At 39.1% G+C, this 18091-nt stretch carries 14 protein-coding genes; 6 read left to right on the forward strand and 8 right to left on the reverse strand.

The window, feature by feature from the left end; all coding sequences use genetic code 11:
* Positions 1 to 8: 8 nt before the first annotated feature.
* The 4 genes from apt to aceE form a co-directional block, all read right to left on the reverse strand.
* Positions 9 to 551, reverse strand: a complete 543-nt coding sequence (gene apt / locus AC6H0A_RS00885; RefSeq protein ID WP_005642172.1) for an adenine phosphoribosyltransferase — start codon at positions 549 to 551, stop codon at positions 9 to 11.
* Between the two features lie 158 nt (positions 552 to 709).
* A complete protein-coding gene (lpdA, locus tag AC6H0A_RS00890) occupies positions 710 to 2134 on the reverse strand; it encodes a dihydrolipoyl dehydrogenase (RefSeq protein WP_179231013.1) in 1425 nt (474 codons plus the stop codon).
* A gap of 109 nt (positions 2135 to 2243) precedes the next feature.
* Entirely contained in the window at positions 2244 to 4133 is a 1890-nt protein-coding gene (gene aceF, locus AC6H0A_RS00895; RefSeq protein ID WP_005642170.1) for a pyruvate dehydrogenase complex dihydrolipoyllysine-residue acetyltransferase, read from the reverse strand.
* A gap of 62 nt (positions 4134 to 4195) precedes the next feature.
* Positions 4196 to 6856, reverse strand: coding sequence for a pyruvate dehydrogenase (acetyl-transferring), homodimeric type (aceE, locus tag AC6H0A_RS00900; RefSeq protein WP_005642168.1), 2661 nt, complete (start codon positions 6854 to 6856; stop codon positions 4196 to 4198).
* 293 nt (positions 6857 to 7149) lie between these two features.
* On the opposite strand from aceE, the gene mgsA reads away from it, so the two are divergent.
* A complete protein-coding gene (gene mgsA, locus AC6H0A_RS00905) occupies positions 7150 to 7608 on the forward strand; it encodes a methylglyoxal synthase (protein WP_005642166.1) in 459 nt (152 codons plus the stop codon).
* Positions 7609 to 7673: 65 nt separating this feature from the next.
* Here the strand turns inward: mgsA and AC6H0A_RS00910 are convergent, their stop codons facing one another.
* Complete coding sequence (locus AC6H0A_RS00910; RefSeq protein WP_005642165.1) at positions 7674 to 9122, reverse strand: YdgA family protein; 1449 nt, start codon at positions 9120 to 9122, stop codon at positions 7674 to 7676.
* Positions 9123 to 9387: 265 nt separating this feature from the next.
* Between AC6H0A_RS00910 and dnaK the strand changes: the two genes are divergently transcribed.
* The 3 genes from dnaK to dnaJ all read left to right on the forward strand — a co-directional run bounded on the left by dnaK (position 9388) and on the right by dnaJ (position 13059).
* On the forward strand, positions 9388 to 11301 hold the full coding sequence (gene dnaK, locus AC6H0A_RS00915) for a molecular chaperone DnaK (protein ID WP_005642161.1): 1914 nt from the start codon (positions 9388 to 9390) through the stop codon (positions 11299 to 11301).
* Positions 11302 to 11443: 142 nt separating this feature from the next.
* Positions 11444 to 11848 carry a GyrI-like domain-containing protein gene (locus AC6H0A_RS00920; RefSeq protein WP_005642159.1) on the forward strand — a complete coding sequence of 135 codons (405 nt, stop codon included), beginning with the start codon at positions 11444 to 11446 and terminating at the stop codon, positions 11846 to 11848.
* 62 nt (positions 11849 to 11910) lie between these two features.
* Positions 11911 to 13059 carry a molecular chaperone DnaJ gene (gene dnaJ, locus AC6H0A_RS00925; protein ID WP_005642157.1) on the forward strand — a complete coding sequence of 383 codons (1149 nt, stop codon included), beginning with the start codon at positions 11911 to 11913 and terminating at the stop codon, positions 13057 to 13059.
* Between the two features lie 78 nt (positions 13060 to 13137).
* On the opposite strand, the gene proA is transcribed toward dnaJ, so the two are convergent.
* Positions 13138 to 14391 (reverse strand): glutamate-5-semialdehyde dehydrogenase, encoded by a 1254-nt coding sequence (gene proA, locus AC6H0A_RS00930; RefSeq protein ID WP_005642155.1) that lies wholly within the window; start codon positions 14389 to 14391, stop codon positions 13138 to 13140.
* 20 nt (positions 14392 to 14411) lie between these two features.
* Positions 14412 to 15074 (reverse strand): trimeric intracellular cation channel family protein, encoded by a 663-nt coding sequence (locus AC6H0A_RS00935; RefSeq protein ID WP_005642153.1) that lies wholly within the window; start codon positions 15072 to 15074, stop codon positions 14412 to 14414.
* Positions 15075 to 15170: 96 nt separating this feature from the next.
* Between AC6H0A_RS00935 and AC6H0A_RS00940 the strand changes: the two genes are divergently transcribed.
* Complete coding sequence (locus AC6H0A_RS00940; protein ID WP_044233017.1) at positions 15171 to 15971, forward strand: HI_1241 family integral membrane domain; 801 nt, start codon at positions 15171 to 15173, stop codon at positions 15969 to 15971.
* Complete coding sequence (locus AC6H0A_RS00945) at positions 15971 to 16837, forward strand: DMT family transporter (RefSeq protein WP_044232990.1); 867 nt, start codon at positions 15971 to 15973, stop codon at positions 16835 to 16837. The genes AC6H0A_RS00940 and AC6H0A_RS00945 overlap by 1 nt, the downstream gene beginning before the upstream one ends.
* A gap of 50 nt (positions 16838 to 16887) precedes the next feature.
* Here the strand turns inward: AC6H0A_RS00945 and AC6H0A_RS00950 are convergent, their stop codons facing one another.
* A complete protein-coding gene (locus tag AC6H0A_RS00950; protein ID WP_005642148.1) occupies positions 16888 to 18090 on the reverse strand; it encodes a Bcr/CflA family multidrug efflux MFS transporter in 1203 nt (400 codons plus the stop codon).
* Between the last annotated feature and the right edge of the window lies 1 nt (position 18091).

The following is an 18091-nucleotide window of genomic DNA, read 5'->3' on the forward strand; positions in this document are numbered from 1 at the left end:
ATCTTTAATTAATGACCTTCAAAATTGACGAGTGTATAGCAATCAACGCCCAAATTATTTAAGCGTTTTTCTCCACCTAATTCAGGTAAATTAATCACAAATGCAGCGTGTTTTACCGCTCCACCTAAACGTTGTACTAATTTTACCGTCGCTTCAACGGTGCCACCTGTTGCTAATAAATCATCAATGATTAAAACATTGTCACCTTCTGAAATTGCATCAACGTGCATTTCCAAAGTATCTTGACCATATTCTAATTGATAAGATTGAGAAATGGTTTCACGTGGTAATTTTTTAGGTTTACGTACTAATTCGAAAGGTAAACCTAGTGCTAAGGCAACTGGTGCGCCAAAAATAAAACCACGAGATTCAGTTCCAAGCACCTTGGTGATTCCTTTATCGCGATATTGTTCCACAATAAGATCTACTGTTGCTTTAAAAGCTGCTGGAACCTCTAAAAGGGTAGTAATATCGCGGAAGATAATGCCTTCTTTTGGATAGTTAGGAATTGATTTGATAGAAGATTTAATTAAATCAAGTTGTGTAGTCATAAATAATGCTCAAAAGTGCGGTAAAAAAAGAAACGTTTTTAGGACAATATCTTATCATAAAAAAATAAAAAGATAGGAAAATAAAAATCCCCTATTGGGGATTTTTATTTAGGCTTGAATTTACAATTTTAGCTGAATTAAAACTTCTTAAATAGAAATTATTTTTTCTTCGCTTTTGCATTTGGAAGGTCGGTGATTGAGCCTTCAAATACTTCCGCAGCTAAACCAACAGACTCATGTAAAGTTGGGTGAGCGTGGATAGTTAATGCGATATCTTCTGCATCGCAACCCATCTCGATGGCAAGACCAATTTCACCTAATAATTCACCACCGTTAGAACCTACGATTGCACCGCCAAGTACACGATGAGTATCTTTATCAAAGATTAACTTCGTCATACCTTCTGAACATTCAGAGGCAATCGCGCGGCCTGATGCTGCCCAAGGGAATTTAGCTACTTCGTAGTTTAAACCTTCTTGTTTACATTCTTTCTCTGTTTTACCTACCCAAGCTACTTCTGGTTCGGTATAAGCGATGGATGGAATAACTTTAGGATCGAAGTAGTATTTTTGTCCCGCAATGACTTCTGCAGCAACGTGACCTTCGTGAACACCTTTGTGCGCTAACATTGGTTGACCAACAATATCGCCGATTGCAAAGATATGTGGCACATTGGTGCGCATTTGTTTATCAACATGAATGAAACCACGATCATCCACTTCAACGCCTGCTTTACCTGCATCAATCAATTTGCCATTTGGTACACGACCGATAGCGACAAGCACCGCATCATAATGTTTGGTGTCATTGCATGCTTTGCCTTTCATTGAAACGTAGATACCATCATCTTTTGCTTCAACAGTGGTCACTTTGGTTTCAAGCATTAACTTGAATTTTTTCTCGATTTGTTTGGTGTAAATTGCAACAACATCTTTATCCGCGGCAGGGATAACTTGGTCAAACATTTCCACAACTTCAATTTCTGAACCTAATGCGTGGTAAACCGTCCCCATTTCTAAACCGATGATACCGCCGCCCATAATGAGAAGTTTTTTAGGTACTTCTTTTAATTTAAGCGCATCAGTTGAGTTCCAAATACGTGGATCTTCATGTGGAATAAATGGTAATTCAATTGGGCGAGAACCTGCTGCAATAATAGCATTATCAAATTTAATTGTAGTTGGATGCCCATCACGGTCACGCGCGACTAAAGTATTAGGATCAGTAAATGCAGCTAAGCCTTCAACAACAGTGACTTTACGCGCTTTTGCCATACCCGCTAAACCACCAGTTAATTTAGTGACAACCGCTTCTTTACCTGCACGAACTTCATCTAAATCAATTCTTGGCTCACCAAAGTAAATACCATTTTTACTTGCGTGTTTTGCTTCTTCAATCACTTTTGCTACGTGCAACAATGCTTTCGATGGGATACAGCCTACATTTAAACATACCCCACCAAGAGTTGAATAACGTTCAACTAATACAGTTTCTAAACCTAAATCCGCACAACGGAACGCAGCAGAATAACCTGCTGGGCCAGCACCAAGTACGACGACTTGGGTTTTAATTTCTTTACTCATTTTTACCTCGTAAAAACGTTCAAAATATTGACCGCACTTTTTGCGATCTTTGCGATCATAATGGATTTGCTAAAACGCCCTTTCTTCTAATTAGAAGAAAGAGACGTTATTACATAATCAAACGGCGTAAATCTGCTAATACAGCACTGATATAGCTGATGAATCGTGCACCATCCGCACCATCAATGACACGGTGGTCGAATGATAATGACATTGGAAGAATTAAGCGTGGCGCAAATTCTTTACCATTCCATACTGGTTCCATTGATGATTTAGATACACCAAGGATAGCCACTTCTGGCGCGTTTACGATTGGTGCAAAGTGAGTTGTACCAATGCCACCAAGACTTGAAATAGTGAAACAGCCACCTTGCATATCAGATGCAGTCAATTTGCCTTCACGGGCTTTTTTCGATACTTCCATTAATTCACGTGAAAGTTCAATAATGCCTTTTTTGTTCACGTTCTTGAAGACAGGCACGACTAAGCCATTTGGTGTATCTACTGCGACACCAATGTTAATATATTTTTTCAGGATTAAGCGTTGTGCATCTTCGGTAATTGAACTGTTGAAACGTGGATACGCTTCTAATGCTTTTGCCACCGCTTTCATAATAAACACAACTGGAGTAATTTTCACGCCAAGTTTTTGTTTTTCTGCTAATGCATTTTGTTCTTTACGGAATGCTTCTAAATCCGTGATATCTGCTTTATCGAAGTGAGTAACGTGTGGAATCATTACCCAGTTACGATGTAAGTTAGCGCCTGAAATTTTATTAATACGGCTTAATTCGACTTCTTCTACTTCACCGAATTTACTGAAATCAACTTTTGGCCATGGTAATAAGCCTAAGCCAGCGCCATTCGCTACGCCATTGCCAGCAGCTTGTGCTGTTGCACCGCTTTCATAAGCTTTAACCGCGGTCTTCACATAAGCTTCGATATCTTCTTTAACGATACGACCTTTACGACCTGTACCTTTTACTTTATCTAAGTTTACGCCAAATTCACGTGCTAAACGACGAATAACTGGAGTAGCATGCGCATAGCCAGCGCTTGCCACCACTTGTTCTTGGCTTAAGCCAGATACATTGCCAGATTGAGCAGGTTGTGCCGCCGGCGCAGGCGATGCAACTTGTGATGCTGGCGCAGATGTTGCCGCAGCTGGCGCTGCCCCCGCTACTTCAAAGCGCATAATTAATGAACCAGTCGATACTTTATCACCTGATTTCACGAGAATTTCTTTTACGACACCGCCAAATGGAGCTGGAACTTCCATTGACGCTTTATCACCTTCAACGGTAATTAATGATTGATCTTCTGAAACAGTATCACCAACTGCAACCATGATTTCAGTCACATTGACTTCATCACCACCAATATCTGGCACATTCACATCTTTAATTGCAGATGTTGTGGCAGCTACAGGTGCAGCTGTTTGAGCTGGCGCAGCCGCAGCAACTGGAGCAGCTGATGCAGTTTCAAATTTCATGATGAGTTTGCCAGTTGAAACTTTATCACCAACATTAATTAAAATTTCTTTTACCACACCTGCGATTGGTGCTGGAACTTCCATTGAAGCTTTATCGCCTTCAACATTGATGATTGATTGATCAACTTCAACACTATCCCCCACTTTAACCATAATTTCAGTAACGTTTACTTCATCAGAACCGATATCTGGTACGTTTACTTCAACAACAGCCGACGCGGTTGGCGTGGCAACGGCTACTGGGGCTACAGGTGCTTCAGCCGCTGGTGCAGCGCCTGTGGCTTCTAATACGAGCATTGGGGTGCTGGTTGTGACTTTATCACCGACTTTGACTAAAACTTCTTTTACAACACCTGCTTCTGGTGCTGGCACTTCCATTGAAGCTTTATCGCCTTCAACGTTAATGATAGATTGATCAACAGAGATGGTATCGCCTACGTTTACCATGACTTCTGTTACTGTAACTTCATCACTACCAATATCAGGAATTTGAATTTGTTTTGACATTTTTTGTTCCTTTTAAAGTGCGGTCATAAAACACGATGTTTTTTGACCGCAGTTTTCATCAATTACGCGTAAAGCGGATTGATACGATCTACATTCAAACCGAATTTCGCAATCGCATCTGCAACAACTTGGTTAGATACTGTACCTTCTTTCGCTAATTGAGAAAGTGCAGCAACCACAACATAACGTGCATCAACTTCGAAGTGTTCACGTAAATTTGCACGGCTGTCTGAACGACCGAAACCATCTGTGCCTAACACATGATAATGACGACTTGGTACGAATGCACTGATTTGATCTGCGTATGTTTTAACATAGTCAGTTGAAGCAACGGTTGGTAAATCAGCTAATACTTGAGCAACGTATGGTACGCGTTGTGTCTCTGTTGGGTGTAATAAGTTCCAACGTGCCGCATCTTGACCTTCACGCGCTAATTCATTGAATGACGGTGCAGAGAATACATCTGAGGTGACACCATAATCTTTTGCAAGAATTTGTGCCGCTTCACGAACATGACGCATGATGGCACCAGAACCTAACAATTGAACGTGGCCTTTGCCTTTTTTACCTTCCACTGTTTCAAATTTGTATAAACCTTTACGGATACCTTCTTCCGCACCAGCAGGCATTGCAGGTTGATCCATGACTTCATTTAATGTTGTCATGTAATAGAATACATCTTCTTGTTTTTCGCCGTACATGCGGTTAATACCGTCTTGCATAATTACTGCAACTTCGAATGCGAATGATGGGTCGTAAGTGACACAGTTAGGAATGATACCTGCTTGAATATGGCTATGGCCATCTTCGTGTTGTAAACCTTCACCGTTCAGGGTTGTACGACCAGAAGTACCACCCACCATGAAACCACGAGCTAATTGGTCACCAGCAGCCCACATCATATCACCCACACGTTGGAAACCAAACATTGAATAGTAAATGAAGAATGGAATCATTGGTTGGTTATTGACAGAGTAGGAGTTCGCTGCTGCTAACCAAGATGCGGTTGCACCTAATTCATTGATACCTTCTTGTAGAACTTGACCATCTTTTGCTTCACGATAGTAAGCCACTAAATCACGATCTGAAGGAACATAGTTTTGACCATGTGGGTTATAAATACCCACTTGACGGAATAAACCTTCCATACCAAACGTACGTGCTTCATCCGCAATCATTGGAACGATAGTTTTACCAATGTTTTTATCTTTTAATAAGATATTTAAGGCACGAGTAAACGCCATTGTGGTTGAAATACCACGCGGTTGTTCTTCTAATAATGCTTTAAATTCCTCTAATGCAGGAACTTTATATTCAACATCAAATTTAGTGCGACGAGCAGGAACATAGCCGTTTAATGCTTTACGGTGGCCATGTAAATATTCGTATTCAGGGGTGCCTTCAGCAAATTTAATGTATTCTAATTTTTCTACTTGCTCATCAGTCAATGGTAAATCGAAGTAGTCACGGAAACCTTTAAGGCTTTCGTAAGACATTTTTTTAGATTGGTGAGCGGTGTTTTTACTTTCCGCTTCAGGAATTTTATAACCTTTAACTTGATGCGCTAAAATTACAACTGGTTTCGTTGCATTTTGTGCTTTTGCATAGGCTGCATATAATTTTTCGCTATCGTGCGCACCACGGCGTAATGCCCAAATTTCATCATCGGTCATATCTGCAACTAATGCGGCAGTTTCTGGATAACGACCAAAGAAGTGTTCACGAATATACGCACCATCTTTAGATTTGAAAGTTAAATAGTCGCCATCTACCACTTCCATCATTAACTGAGTTAATTTACCTGAAGTATCTTTAGCAAATAATTTATCCCAATCGCTTCCCCATAAAACTTTAATCACTTCCCAGCCAGCACCAGTAAATAGGCCTTCTAATTCTTGAACGATTTTACCGTTACCATTCACAGGGCCGTCTAAACGTTGTAAGTTACAGCTGATAGTGAAGATTAAGTTATCTAATTTTTCACGAGCTGCAAAAGTTAATGCACCTTTAGACTCAATTTCATCCATTTCACCATCACCTAAGAATGCATAGACTTTTTGATCTTTGGTATCTTTTAAGCCACGGTTATCTAAGTATTTTAAGAAACGCGCTTGATAGATGGCGTTCACAGGGCCTAACCCCATAGAAACCGTAGAGAATTGCCAGAATTCAGGCATTAATTTAGGGTGTGGATATGAAGATAAACCATCGGTAAAGGCTTCTTGACGGAAGTTATCCATTTGTTCTTCAGTTAAACGACCTTCTAAGAATGCGCGCGCATACATACCTGGAGCAGCATGGCCTTGGAAGAAAATTAAGTCGCCACCGTTTTTCTCCGTTGCTGCTTTGAAGAAGTGGTTATAGCAAACTTCATACATGGTTGCAGCAGATTGGAAAGTTGAGATATGACCACCTAAGTCAAGATCTTTCTTCTGACTACGCAATACCATAGCAATAGCATTCCAACGCACAGCAGAACGAATACGACGCTCAATAGCATGATCACCTGGGTAAGTAGGTTGTTCAGAAGCAGGGATAGTATTGACGTAATCGGTCGTTACACCTGTAGGTAATGAAACACCGTTGGTGCGAGCTTGGCCAATAACTTGCTCAATAATATATTGTGCACGCTCTACGCCTTCTTCACGAATCAAAGAATCTAATGATTGTAACCAATCTTGAGTTTCGATTGGATCAACGTCATTTTTTAAAATCTCAGACATAGGTTTTCCTTATCTGTTAATTAAGTGAACATTAGTTTAGTAAGCACTAAACACGAATATCAGAAATGCTTGCCTTTTTACAAACATTTAACAAATTTTAGAAGATTTTTTGAGATAAAGATAGTAAATTTTCATCAAATATCCCTGTTGAGTACAGTGTTAATCGGTAATCTTTTGAAAGTGCGGTAATTTTTCTCGCCTTTTGTAAAGCCTATTAAAATCATCAGTAAAACATTGCATTCTGTAGGGCTTTGCTTTAAAGTTTTCAAACTTATTTCAAAAAGGAATTAATCATGCATATAACGACTCGAACGCTCACCCAACATAAACGTATTGCGCTTGTGGCTCATGATAGCTGCAAAAAAAATTTACTGAATTGGACGCAAAAACACAAAAAGGCACTTAAGCCTCATATACTTTATGCAACAGGTACAACAGGCCATATTTTAGAACGAGAAACAGGTTTAAGCATTCAATCTTTATTAAGTGGTCCGATGGGCGGCGACCAACAACTTGGTGGATTAATCGCAGAAAAGAAAATCGACATGATGATCTTCTTTTGGGATCCAATGAATGCCGCACCACATGATCCAGATGTGAAAGCCCTCATGCGTATTGCAACAGTGTGGAATATTCCTGTTGCCATTAATCAAAGCTCTGCAGATTTTATGTTAACTTCAGTTTTATTCGAACAAGATATCGAAATTGAAGTGCCAGATTATGAAGGGTATTTAAAAGAGCGTTTAGCTTAAAAAGATAAAGAATATTGACCGCTCTTCATCGTGAAACAGGGCGATAATTTATCGTCCTGTTGCGGTTATCTCCCAATTCCCCCCATTACAAGCATAAAGAGGATCATTTTCAATTGTTCTTCTGGGATTGGCTTGCCGTTTAGTTTCAATTCGTTATTCTCTAAAGCAAGCGTTAATGTGACGGTTTTATCGGCGTTTACGATAATGCCATTTGCTTCTCCTTCAGCAACTAATTCGTCCATTCTGTAAGCTAAATCTTGCTTTTGGTTTTCTGGTACAAATTTAGATAATAATGAAATTGCAGTTTCTTTATTCACATCAAAATTGATCGAAAAATCTTTGAATTGTTTGTATAAGCCGCTGCGCATTAAATCAAATTTAGGGTTTGGCACTAAAGCAATATTCAGATCTAGCGCCACTTTTCCTTTTTCATCAGAAATAGAAAGAGGGGCAAATTTAATTTGAGGCTGATTATTTGCAATGGTCATGCCTGCTTGTTGTAATTTTTGCACTAATGTTTTAGATAAAGGCGTATCTGAGTCGGCTTTGCCTATTGCAACTAAAATATTTAAAAGTTCTTGTAATGCGTTGCCATCAATATGGTTGAATTCTACATTGTTGGTCACTTTACCTAAGTTGTTACCATTAATATGTAATTCATCCAGATTTGTTTTATTGATGATATTTACTGTATCGCCCTCAACTTGTGTAGTTAAATTTGCTTGGCTGTTTTTCTGCATAAGAGAGAATTTTTCGCCAGTCTCTGCAGATTCGGTATTTTGCTCAAAATAGCCTATTTTACTATTGATATTTCCACTATAAATAAATGGCCATTTTGTGCTTTGTAGTGAGCCTTGTACGACAAGATCTTTTATTTTAATTAATGAAGCCGTTGAAACTGAATGATTAGGGTCGTTTGAATTAAATGAATCTACAGATAGCGTATAATTACTGGGTTCATTTTTATCTAAATCAACGTTTAATACGACATTTGACCAATCAAAATCTGCCTTAGATTGAGATTGCTCATTGTGATATTGCCCCGATGCAAGTTTTAATTCCGCATTACCATTTAATACATAATTCATTGCGAAATTCAGTTGTAATGGTTTCTCTGATTTTGTGATATCAAAGAGTACCTGAGTTGTTGCATTTTTTCCTAACAAGGTTTGGCTTGAAAAAATGGCTGGAACGAAATTCAGTTTCGCCACACGATCAAGCGGCAAAGGCCCGTGATAAAGCGTTGATGATAAAGGAATAATGATCGTTTCATTTGCCTTGTGGATTTCTATTTGATCTTGAATATGAGACGCAAATAATCCTCTATCAAATTTTATATTTTTATAAAAAATTTTACTTTCTTCTAATACATCTGTTTTGGCAAATAGTTGATCTAATTGTTTTAGTTGATGTAAATATTCCTCTTCGGCTTTTTTCCCTGTAAACCATGCACCTGCACACCAAACGGCAGCAAGAGCAACGACTACGCCTGCAGCAATTTTTGATTTTTTCATTTATTTCTTTCCTATTTTAAAGTAAAAATTTTCGCCAAATTTATCACAAATCCCTTTTTCTTGCCTGAAAATTTTTATTTTCCCCTTGAAGTTCATCATTTGAGACTTATTTTGAAAACAAGAACGGAAATCACCGCACTTTAAGAAATAAAAAATTTTTAAAATTTTCTCTTGAAATGCGAAAGAATATCTACATCTTACAATTCGTAATAAATGGGTCTAAAAGCCCTTCCCCGAATTTTAAAATTTTTACTAGGAGTACAAAATGGGAAAAATTATTGGTATTGACTTAGGTACAACAAACTCTTGTGTAGCAGTAATGGACGGCGACAAAGCACGCGTGATTGAAAATGCGGAAGGTGCACGTACAACTCCTTCAATTATTGCTTATACAGATAATGAAACCTTAGTTGGTCAGCCAGCAAAACGTCAAGCAATCACTAACCCGAAAAATACATTGTTTGCTATTAAACGTTTAATTGGTCGTCGTTTTGAAAGCGAAGAAGTTCAACGCGATATTAAAATTATGCCTTTCGAAATTACTCGTGCTGACAATGGCGATGCTTGGGTAAATGTAAAAGGTGATAAATTAGCACCACCACAAATCTCTGCTGAAGTATTGAAAAAAATGAAAAAAACGGCAGAAGATTTCTTGGGTGAGTCTGTAACAGAAGCGGTAATTACTGTTCCTGCATACTTTAACGATGCACAACGTCAAGCAACGATTGATGCAGGTAAAATCGCTGGTTTAGACGTTAAACGTATCATCAATGAACCAACGGCGGCTGCGTTAGCGTTCGGTTTAGGTTCAAGCAAAGAGAACCAAGTAATCGCAGTTTACGACTTAGGTGGAGGTACATTCGATATTTCAATCATCGAAATTGATAACTTTGATGGTGAACAAACTTTCGAAGTGTTAGCAACTGGTGGTAACACTCACTTAGGTGGTGAAGACTTTGATAACCGTGTAATTGATTACATTATTGATGAGTTCAAAAAAGAACAAAATATCGATTTACGTAATGATGCAATGGCATTACAACGTGTGAAAGAAGCTGCAGAGAAAGCAAAAATTGAACTTTCATCAGCTCAATCTACTGAAGTGAACCTTCCGTACATCACTGCAGATGCGACTGGCCCTAAACACTTAGCATTAAATATCACTCGTGCAAAATTAGAAGCATTAGTAGAAGATTTAGTGGCAAGCTCAATTGAGTCTTTGAAAGCTGTATTAAAAGATGCAGGTAAAAGCGTGAGTGAAATTCACGATATTATTCTTGTGGGCGGTCAAACTCGTATGCCACTTGTTCAACAAAAAGTTGCTGAGTTCTTTGGTAAAGAAGCGCGTAAAGATGTTAACCCTGATGAAGCGGTGGCAATCGGTGCGGCAGTTCAAGGTGGTGTATTAAAAGGTGATGTGAAAGACGTTCTTTTATTAGATGTTACTCCGTTATCACTTGGTATCGAAACTATGGGCGGTGTGATGACCACCTTAATTGAGAAAAATACTACGATTCCAACTAAAAAATCGCAAGTATTCTCAACAGCGGAAGATAATCAAAGTGCGGTAACCATTCACGTTCTTCAAGGTGAACGTAAACGTGCGGCAGATAATAAATCTTTAGGTCAATTCAACCTAGAAGGTATTAATCCTGCACCGCGTGGTATGCCACAAATCGAAGTAACATTTGATATCGATGCAAACGGCGTAATCAACGTATCTGCAAAAGATAAAAATACGGGTAAAGAGCAACAAATTCGTATTCAAGCATCATCTGGTTTATCTGATGAAGAAATTCAACAAATGGTGCGTGATGCAGAAGCAAATGCCGATGCAGACCGTAAATTTGAAGAAGTTGTTCAAGCGCGTAACCAAGCTGATGGTATTGCACACGCAACACGTAAACAAATTGCAGAAGCTGGCGATGCATTGGGTGCCGCAGACAAAGAGAAAATTGAAGCTGCAGTAGCTGAGCTTGAAACAGCAGCAAAAGGTGAAGATAAAGCAGAAATTGAAGCAAAAATTGAAACAGTAATCAAAGCGTCTGAACCACTCATGCAAGCAGCTCAAGCAAAAGCTCAACAAGCTGGTGGCGAGCAACCACAACAATCATCAGCAAAAGATGATGGCGTGGTAGATGCTGAATTTGAAGAAGTGAAAGATAAAGATAATAAATAATTCACCGCTCTTCTTAGCACAAACAAAGGGCGTGGGAACACGCCCTTTTGGTGTATATAAATGATCCCCCTCTTTGCTAAAGAGGGGAGTATGTTATAAGCGGTCAAATTTACCCAGAATTTTGTAAATTTAAGGAATAGTTATGCCACTTACACTTTATCCTCTTGCTACAATTCGTACGCATAACACAAAGGAAAATCCCGCAGAAAAGATTGGACAGATTTGGCAGAATAATTTTGCAAAATTGCCTCAAAATGATCCTTATTATGGTGTTTATCTGAATTATGAATCGGATTTTACGGGCTATTATGATGTTGCTGTTGCTCAAGAAAGTAAACCTGAGGGCAGTTTTTCAACCATTGAAATTGAAGATCTGACTTGGTATGAAATCTTCCCCACGACTTATGAATCAGTAGTTCAAACGTGGCAACGCATTTGGAATAAAGAAAAGCAAGGCTTATTAAAACGTGCTTATAAAGTGGATTTTGAGAAATATTATCCAAATGGAAAAGTGGATATTTACATTTCAATTTACCCACATTGCTAAAAATAGCGAATGTAAACGGTCAGAAATGACAAAATATTTACAAATAAAAATACGGAAACACTATGGCAAAAAAAGATTACTACGAAGTCCTTGGGTTACAAAAAGGGGCGAGTGAGAATGATATTAAACGTGCGTATAAACGTTTAGCGTCTAAACATCACCCGGATAAAAACCAAGGCAGTAAAGAAGCGGAAGAAAAATTCAAAGAAATTAATGAAGCTTATGAAGTATTAGGCGACGATCAAAAACGTGCAACTTATGATCAATATGGCCATGCTGCCTTTGAACAAGGTGGTGGCGCTGGTGGCTTCGGTGGTGGCTTTGGTGGTGCTGATTTCGGTGATATGTTCGGTGATATTTTTGGCGATATTTTTGGTGGCGGTGGCCGTGGTCGTCAGCGAGTTGTTCGTGGCGAAGACTTACGCTATGACTTAGAAATCACTTTAGAAGAAGCCGTAAAAGGTACAACCAAAGATATTCAAATTAACACCCTTGCACATTGTGATAGCTGTGGTGGCTCTGGTGCAGAAAAAGGCTCTAAAGTTGAAACTTGTCCGCATTGTCATGGTTCTGGTCGAATTCGTCGTCAACAAGGTTTCTTTGTATCTGAAAGTATTTGTCCAACTTGTCATGGTAGCGGTAAGAAAATTGAAAAACCTTGTCGCAGCTGTCATGGAGAAGGGCGAGTTCATAAGAAAGAAAATCTTTCAGTAAAAATTCCTGTAGGCGTAGATACGGGTAACCAACTTCGTTTAGCAGGAAAAGGTGCTGCAGGCGAAAATGGTGCACCAGCTGGGGATTTATATGTTGTGATTCACGTGAGAGAACATAACATTTTTGAACGTGACGGTAACAACTTATATTGCGAAGTACCGATTAGTTTTGCTACTGCAGCCCTTGGCGGTGAAATTGAAGTGCCGACCTTAGATGGCAGAGTGAAACTTAAAATCCCCGCTGAAACGCAAACTGGAAAATTATTCCGTATGCGAGGCAAAGGTGTCGCATCTACACGTAGCGGCTATGCGGGCGATTTGATTTGCCGTATCGTGGTCGAAACGCCAGTTAATTTAACCAGCGAACAAAAAGAATTACTTCAAAAACTTGAGGAAAGTTTACAAGGTAAAGATTTAAGTAAACACGCACCAAAATCTTCAGGATTTTTGGACGGTGTGAAAAAATTCTTTGATAATTTGGGTAAATCTGACAAATAAAGGTAATGAAAAAGTCCGCATTTCGCGGGCTTTTTTATATGCAAATAATCTCTTCTAAAAATTACCGCACTTTGGGTTTTATTTGCGAACGGTATATTCGCCTTCACAAACCCATTTATAACTTGTTAATGCTTCTAATCCCATTGGGCCACGAGCGTGAAGTTTTTGAGTACTCACGGCAACTTCTGCACCTAATCCAAATTGTCCGCCATCAGTAAATCGTGTGCTTGCATTCACATAAACGGCAGCGGCATCGACCTGATTGATAAATTGATGTGCTAGGTTTTGTGAGGAAGTTAAAATACTTTCAGAATGTTGTGTGCCATATTGGCGGATATGCTCAATAGCGGCATGAATATCTTCCACAACAACAACATTCAAATCCAATGATCCCCATTCTTCGCGTAATTCTTTTTCTGTCACTTCGCAGACATTCGCACCCACTTGTTTCAATATATTAAGTGCGGTGGATTTTGCATGATATTTTACATTTTTGGACACGAGGTGAGAGACGAGTTTAGGTAAAAATTCTTCAGCAATAGAATGTTGAACTAATAAAGTCTCTAATGTGTTACAGGTGCTTGGACGTTGTGTTTTGGCGTTATCAATAACAAAAATTGCTTTATTTTGATCCGCACTTTTTTCAACGAAAGTATGGCAAACACCCACGCCCCCCACAATAACTGGAATAGTCGAATGTTGTTTACACAATTCATGTAAACCAGAGCCACCACGAGGAATAATCATATCCACATAGCGATCTAGTTTTAATAATTGCATAACGAGTTTACGATTTGGATCGGTAATGGCTTGCACTGCAAATTTTGGTAAGCCGGCTTGCTCTAAAGCATTTTGTACAACTTCGATTAAAATCTTGTTAGAAAACTGTGTTTCTTTACCGCCGCGTAAAATTACTGCATTACCCGTTTTGAGGCAAAGACTTGCCACATCAATGGTCACATTTGGGCGAGCCTCATAAATTGTGCCAATAACACCGAGCGGAGTGCGTACGCGTTCGATTTTAAGTCCACTATCCAGTGTACCGCCGTCTATGATTTTACCCACTGGATCTGCAAGAGAAATAACGTGGCGTACATCATTAGCAATGCCTTGCAAACGTTCTTGCGTGAGCAGTAGGCGATCAATCAAAGCATCTGATAATCCATTTTGTTTGGCAAGGTCAATATCTTTTGCGTTTTCGGCTAAGATAAGCGGTGCTTGTTGTTCGAGTTGTTCTGCAATAATGGATAATGCACGATTTTTTTCAGCAGTGGTGAGTTGAGCCAAGATAAATGCCGCATCTTTGGCTTGTTTGCCCATTTGTTCTAACATAGTTATTCCCTTTATTTTATTTATTTCTTTTTATTTGGTAGCTTATCTTGTTCTTCCGATGTGAGTTCTTGGTAATTAAACACGGGTAAACCCCATTCGAAATGAATAGCTAAAAGACGTAAAGTAAAGCTGCTAATTAGTGTGAGTAACACGGCAAGCGTATGTTCTACTTGAAGTGTGCTTAATGCGTAATAAGTCAGAGTGGCAAATAGCGCAATGCTGGCGTAGAGTTCTTTTTGGAATACGAGAGGAATTCGATTGCATAGCATATCGCGTAGAACCCCGCCAAAGGCACCTGTAATACAGCCTGCAATGCTTACAATGGTGAGGCTATGTCCCATATCCATCGCAATTTGTGCGCCAATAATGGAATACACCACCAAACCCATCGCATCGAGCACCAAGAAAATAGTGCGAAAGTAGCGCATAAAATGATTGATGAATGGCGCAACATATACGGTAATTACCGCCGCACTTGCCACCATTAAAAAATATTCTGGGTGCTTAACCCAGCCGAGAGGATAATGCCCAAGCAGTACATCACGCACAGAGCCGCCGCCAATGGCAGTGACGGATGCGATAATTATCACGCCAAAAATATCCATTTTTTCACGACCAGCTGCAAGTGCGCCTGTCATTCCTTCAGTGGTGATACCGATGATATATAAAATACTAAGTAACATTCATGTACCTAAGTGCGGTTAAAATTGGTTTCATTCTACTTTAAAATTTAATGAATTTTTAGCATAATGGTGCATTATTTTTCAGTCGTCAAAATTATGTCAGAACAATCTTCTAAATATATTGCGGCATTGCTTGCGGTATTATCGATCTCAATGGTGCTTGGCATCGATCTATTTATTTTTTCTTTGCAAGTTGAAAAGCAAGTAATACCTCACTTGAGTGTAGGTGTATTGGTTGCACAGTTAATTTCTTTATTGGTGTTTTATCGTGGCGAAATTTGCCCAGGACAACGTGGTCGTTTAATCAAAGTGAATCTGACTTTTGTTATTTATTGGGCGGTGTGGTTGCTGATAAGTCTATTACAGAATAATCACACGCTTACTAATGTGATGAGCGTATCTGGTCTTTCTGTCGTGTATTTTATTTGGAAACAACCAAAAACTGAAAAAATCCGTAATAGCTTTTTATTGATGGCTGCATTAATTGCGGGTTTAGGTTGCTTGAGTTATTTAATGATTTTTACCGTGCTTCCTGCGAGTGATTTTGCTAAATATAACCCTTTTGCACCGATTTTATCTGGCGTGATTTTGGCAAATCTTGCGCTTGTTATTGCACGAAATCGTTTACAAGGTTTTATTGCATTGTTGCCCTTAGCCATGATTATATTGCTCGCCTTAAATGCTTTGGCAATGTTTTTATTTTTACTTTTAAATGGCATGGAAAGTGCGGTTAATTCTGATAGTATTTTTGCTTACATCATTTATTTTGTTTGCCATTTTGTTATTGCGGCTATTCTGATTCTGCATAGTTTCCAAAAGTGGAAATTATCTGCCAATAGTTTATTTATCCTATTATTTATTGCGGTTTGCTTGCCGTTATGGATGGTCTTCGTTTAATGAAAAAACAAAGTAATATCGCTTCATTTTTGTTGGTGTTTGGTTGTATTTTATTCGGACTAGGTAGCTTAATTGTTAAGTTTGTGCCTGTCGGTGCTTATGCAATTGCTTTTTGGCGATTATTAATTGCATCAGGCATTTTCTATTTTTTAATGAAATTAAAACGCCAACATTTTCCAAAAAGTAAAAAAGCCTTATTTTTTGCCGCACTTTCTGGAGTATTTTTAGCGTTTGATCTTGCCTTTTGGCATGAAAGTATTTACGCCGTAGGTCCAGGCATTTCTACCTTATTAAATAGCTTGCAAATTTTTTGTTTGGCTGCCATTGGTTTTGTCTTTTTTGCAGAACGTCAAAGCAAACTACAAATATTAAGTTTGTTTTTGGCGATAGTTGGCGTAGCGTTAATTTCTGTCGAAGAATTACAGCATAATATTGACGGAATTTATGGCATTGTGATTGGTTTAATTTCAGCGGTAATGTTGGCTGGTTCTATGGTGATGGTGAAAAAAGTTCATCAAGAAGAGCAAACAGCATTATTTCCGTTGATGTTAATGATCAGTTTGACAGGTGCCTTAGTGCTATTTATCCCATCTTTAATTTTCAATTCAAATAATCTTTATCCAACAACATGGCAGGATTGGGGATTAGTCGTGATTTATGGTGCGGTGATGCAGTGCGTAGCTTGGGGCATGATTGCTTATTCAATCCCTTTGCTTTCGCTAAGTGTTACTGGATTATTGTTACTCACGGAGCCAGTAGCGGCATTGTTGATTGATTATTTCTATTTGGATAAAGCGATTAATCTTTGGCAATGGCTTGGTGCATTGCTCACTTTATTTGCGATTTATTTAGGATCAAAACGTTAGAAATTAATGTTCCCTCACTAACATTGAGGGAACAATGATGAATTGTGAGCTTATTTTTTCTCAGATTTTTTAAGATTTCGGCTGGTTAGAAAGTAATACGCCAACAAGGAAATCGCGACGCATGCCCCCATAGTAAAGAGCATTGGTGCGGCGGTATCCATTTTCATTGATGCAACTAAACTTCCCATAATTGCGCCCACTGCAAAACGTACGCTGCCAATCAAAGAATTTGCAGTTCCCGCCATTTGAGGACATCTTTCTAAAGCTGATGCCATTGAATTTGATGAAATCACTGGGTTTGGACCGACGAAAAAGGCGACGCCAATTGCCATAGGCCAAAAACCGAGATCTAAAAGTGCGGTCAAAATTAGCCACATTCCAGAAAGGAATTGAATTGTGAGGGCTATCCGTAACATTGTTTCTGCGCCCACTTTAGTGACAAATCGGCTATTTAAAAAAGAGGCAAAGATCATCGTAACGATATTCATCATGAAGAAATAACCAAACTGATCGACGGGAACGCCATAAATGCCGATATAGACAATCGAACCTGCAGTCACAAAAGCAAACAACCCGCCAAATCCAAAAGAGGCGGCAAACATATAGCCGAGCACTTCTTTTTGCTTCCAAAGCAGAAGGAAATTGCGAGCGATAATATTTAAGCGCAGCGAAATGCGATTTTCTTTTTTATGGGTTTCTGGAATGATGAAAAAGACCAATGCAGCGGCTAATAATCCCACCAGTGAAATGACGTAAAAAATCGCATGCCAGTGGAAAAACTTGACGATATAACCCCCAAGAATTGGCGCAACTAAAGGTGCAAGCATAAACACTAACGTGATGGTGGACATCACTTTAGATAGCTGATCTTTACTAAATAAATCACGTAATAATGCGCCTGAAAGCACAACAGGTGCGGCACCAAAGAAACCTTGCACAAAACGAAGTGCGGTGAAATTTCCGACTGAATTTATTTCGGTGAGCACTAAAGCGGTTAGCGCACCTACAATGACACCGAGTAAAATGATCGGTTTTCGTCCAAAACTATCGCCAAAAGGCCCCCAGAAAAGCTGACCGAATGCCATACCGTAGGCAAAAGAGGTTAGTGTATGTTGTACTTGTTCTGGACTCACTCCGAGATCTTTCGCAATTTCTAAAAAAGACGGCAAATACATATCCACGCCAAAAGGCGGTAGCATAGAGAGAATACCGAGCGTAAGAATAAAGATAAAAGTAGATTTTTGCTGACTCATC

Source organism: Haemophilus sp. THUN1692 (genome assembly GCF_059704395.1).